3 protein-coding genes are annotated in these 3,927 nt (G+C 34.5%); all 3 read right to left on the reverse strand.

What is annotated here, in order from left to right; genetic code table 11:
* Positions 1-60 precede the first annotated feature (60 nt).
* Positions 61-1,071, reverse strand: coding sequence for an acyltransferase family protein (locus tag ACI313_RS00140; RefSeq protein WP_439755004.1), 1,011 nt, complete (start codon positions 1,069-1,071; stop codon positions 61-63).
* 10 nt (positions 1,072-1,081) lie between these two features.
* The gene (locus ACI313_RS00145) at positions 1,082-2,437 is read right to left on the reverse strand and encodes a hypothetical protein (RefSeq protein WP_439755005.1); all 1,356 of its coding nucleotides are present in this window, start codon (positions 2,435-2,437) and stop codon (positions 1,082-1,084) included.
* Positions 2,438-2,509: 72 nt separating this feature from the next.
* On the reverse strand, positions 2,510-3,927 hold a 1,418-nt coding region (porZ, locus tag ACI313_RS00150; protein ID WP_439755006.1), incomplete at its 5' end, for a type IX secretion system anionic LPS delivery protein PorZ.

Genomic DNA, 3,927 nt, shown 5'->3' on the forward strand with positions numbered 1-3,927 from the left:
TAGAGTCAATCTGTTCTCTGATGAACATTTCACCATTATATGTAGCTATACAAACGGAAATCATCTTTTAAATAATTTATTTAGTATAAACTTTTCCGGCAAAATTGTTATATAACTTAATGCCGTTGCTAATACGAACACCATTATTGTTGATATTATGAATAACAATATTCCATTATTTGTAAATATTTGTGTTTCACAAATAATTTTATATACAATGAAATGTGTTACACTTTGATATAAGTATATTGTGTAGCCTCTTTCGTTCCACAGACGTGTTATAGTGTTGTATTTGATGTTTATCTTACTAATAACAAATGCCAAAATATATAGTGTAAGAGTATTATAAACAACAAACACTATGTCAGAAGGAAACTTATGTTTCCCTATTGGCACAGCTATCCCTGAAAGAATAAGATATATACAGAGAATAGCAGTTAATATAACTACTAAATAATTAGTTTTAATCTTTTTATAGGTTAAATAACCAAGAATAAAGAATATATTATAGCTCATAATGTTCTCTATAATACACTCAGGAGAAGTAATGCCTGTTGATTTCCATAAACTAAAGAATAATAATAGAATAAGAATATACCATTTGGTCTGTAATTTATGCATTACCCATTTCTGAAAAGGCAAAGAGCATGAAATGATCATATATGTTGATATAAACCATGTATAACCAAGATAAGGGATATGCTGACTTCCACCAGTAAGCAGTAATTTAATTATTCCTACTAATCCTATTTTTCTAATGTCAATTAGTTCATTTTCGAATGATAAGTGAAGAAAAGTTGCTACAATCATTAGAATCAAAATATTGCAAAGACAAATGTAATATGGAAAAAGCACACGAAGTGACCTGTTTTTTAATGTTTCTATGATTGTTCGTTGCCTTGTGTATTTCTGTGATGCTCCAGCTATAAAGAATATTACCGGCATTTCGAGTAGCATTGTAGGGTCAAATCCAAAGACATCTAAATGAAACCACAACATTGGATGTATGATGCATACTATATACATCATGGTTAACGAGCGGTAGCAATCTAATTGAACGTCTCTTTCCATTGCTTAGTATTTAGCGTATTACCTTTGCAGAGTCTTTTTGTACAAGCCATACAGCCTCGTAATGTTCAGCGATGGCCTTATCTGCAATACTGTCAATCTTATATGCCTCATCTTCTTCAAGGTCGGCTATTTCAATGTCTTTAGGCCATACATATCCATTGAGCGAACATACAGATTTTCCGCGTCCGAATGCATCCCTCGGTATTACACAGAAGGAAGAATATTTAGGTGTATCATCATTTACGATGATAATAAACACTCTATTAACAGGCTTTGTTGTTGAATTAACAATATCTTGTGCCATTCTTTTGCCTATCAATCCTGATTCGTATGATTTTTGCCAATGATGCCAATCGATGAAAATGCAGGAAATAATAAATAGTGGCAATAGTTTCGTCAGTAAAGAAGTATGCTCCGATTTGTCACCCATATAACCGACTATGAGTGCAGCCATACCAAGCCCGGCGTAAGGGTGCATAGCTGTGAAAAGAGTAGTAAGATGTGGAGAAACAGCTGCAAACAGACTTATTACAAGTGCTGCAAACTGAAGATTCATCCAATACTTTTTTTTATTTGCAAACAATACTATCATAAATGGAAATGACAATATGATTGTAGCAATCGTCAAGGGTATGTTTCTGCAAGGAGGGTGCACCAGACTCACAAAGTCGAGTGGTAACCAAGTCATTCCTAAGAACACACATACATTCTTTAGTTTTCTTGCAAACGTGTTTTCGAAATATTCATCATTTATATATACGACATCCGTAGTCAACAAAACTCGTGAAGAAAAATATATTATTATCACTAATACAGCCCATATAGTGTCTTTCAATGCCTGAGATATAGTTATGCGCTTGAATCCAACAGCAATTATCTGTGGAATAACAAAATATACAATTGCATTTTCCTTTGCAAATATGCCTATTATGGCACAAGTAAGCCATAAGAATACATTATATGGTTTACGCAGGCGAAGGTAAAATAATACAGATAACAATCCCCAAAATGAAGAATAGGCCTGATTAGGTGAATCAATCCCTAATACTGTTCCTAACATAGCTGGTGATATAAAGAAATATAGAGCAGTGATATTACATGCAAAACTCTTAAATTTCAACTCCTTGGCAATTAAATATATTGTTATAGTACCTCCTAAATGGGCAATATATACAATTATGTGATTTAATGTGGGAAACCAATTTGGTTTCAGACTTAATACATATCCTATAATTCCGTCCCATGGTCGCCAATACGTGTAGCGTGGTATTAGACGATCAAGAAAGTTTTCACCGTATTCATAGTCTGGCGTTGTGAAGTACCCCCAATCATCAAATGTAGGTAATAAGAGTGTTAACCAATACACAAATAATGGAGATAGTATAATGATTATCGTGAATAACGGGTTAATACGTATTCCTTTCATAGTAACAAAATATCAATTAATAATTGTAATTTTGCATACAGTGCCCTTGCTGCCATCACTCTTGGCAGTTTGAACCATATATACTCCCGAAGCCACACGATTGCCTTTGAGGTCTTTGCCGTTCCAACTAAATGAACCGCCTGTGCTGCGGCCTTGGGCAACAAGTGAGCCATTAGAACTGGTGATTTTGACATCCGAATTGAATGACAGACCAGTGACGTTAATCATTCCATTATAATCTGGAGTGACGGGATTAGGATAAACCCACACGTTGTCTTTGTCCATTACTTCGTTAGTCTGGGTGACTTCACTCTGATATGAACACAGTCCTTTGTCTGTTCCTATATATATCCGACCTGTTTTATCATCGATGGTGATATACTGGATAATGTCTGAAAGCAATGGACTATCCGTTGAGGTGAAATGCTTTTCCTGTACCATATTGTCTGCACTGATGACATATATGCCATTACCGTTTGTTCCAATCCATTTTCTATTTGCATCGTCAACAGCAATAGTATTTATATCAACATCTGACAGTAGGTAGTCAGCCAAGTTGGTACCATCATTTCGTGGTACTTTTATTTGATATACTCCTTTAGTAGGATCATTCTGATATTCTGGTGTTAATACAAACAGACCAACTGATAATCCCATCCAAATGTTTCCTTCCTTGTCCTCTGCTAAAGTTCTGCATCCTTGATTGGTAGAATAGGAAATACCATCTTCATTTGTGAAGTTTGAATACTCCGTTATTGTTTCGTTTTTAGTGTCATAACGATATGCAGCTGCAGTTCCGTAAACATTATTGTACATCCATAGATACCCTTTGCTGTCAAATCCCATAAATTTCATATAATCGGCTTTCTCTGCTTCAACAGCATTCCCAGGAATAATCCAACTTCTATTTTTCGAAAGTTTTAGTAATGTACTATTGCTACTACCAGTATTTATTATCCATAAATTACATTCATTATCATATTTTATTGATGTTATTACTTGATAGTTTTCATTTCCTGGACTAACATTATAGTGTGAGTAGATAGGACTGTTTTTATCGTACCAGCGTTGTGTAAGCTCTCCATCATAAAACTCAAACAATCCCATTTGATTTCCCGCAAATAAATGTTTAGAGTCCATTGGGTCAACGTCAACAGTCATTATATCTTTGTATTTCTTTCCATATTTCTCTTCAATACTTATATTTTCGAATGTTGTCCATTCATTATTGTCTAAATCATATATCTGTATTGAAGCCGGTTCTCCAAAATCCCAACCTTTACCATTACAAGTATATAATTTATTGTCATGCAGCTTGAGGAATCCGAAATAGTTGTATTTCGGGGAATCGGGATTTAGGGTCTTCACCAGTTCGATATTATTGTCATATGCTGAATTGTCGATATTGAGCGAAATTCCTGGCCATGATT

Source organism: Floccifex sp., from assembly GCF_051873495.1.
GTDB lineage: Bacteria > Bacillota_I > Bacilli_A > Erysipelotrichales > Erysipelotrichaceae > Floccifex.

Excerpts from the sequence above, each read along its gene's own strand:
- ACI313_RS00140 (WP_439755004.1), bottom strand. The coding sequence starts at position 1,071 with ATGGAAAGAGACGTTCAATTAGATTGCTACCGCTCGTTAACCATGATG.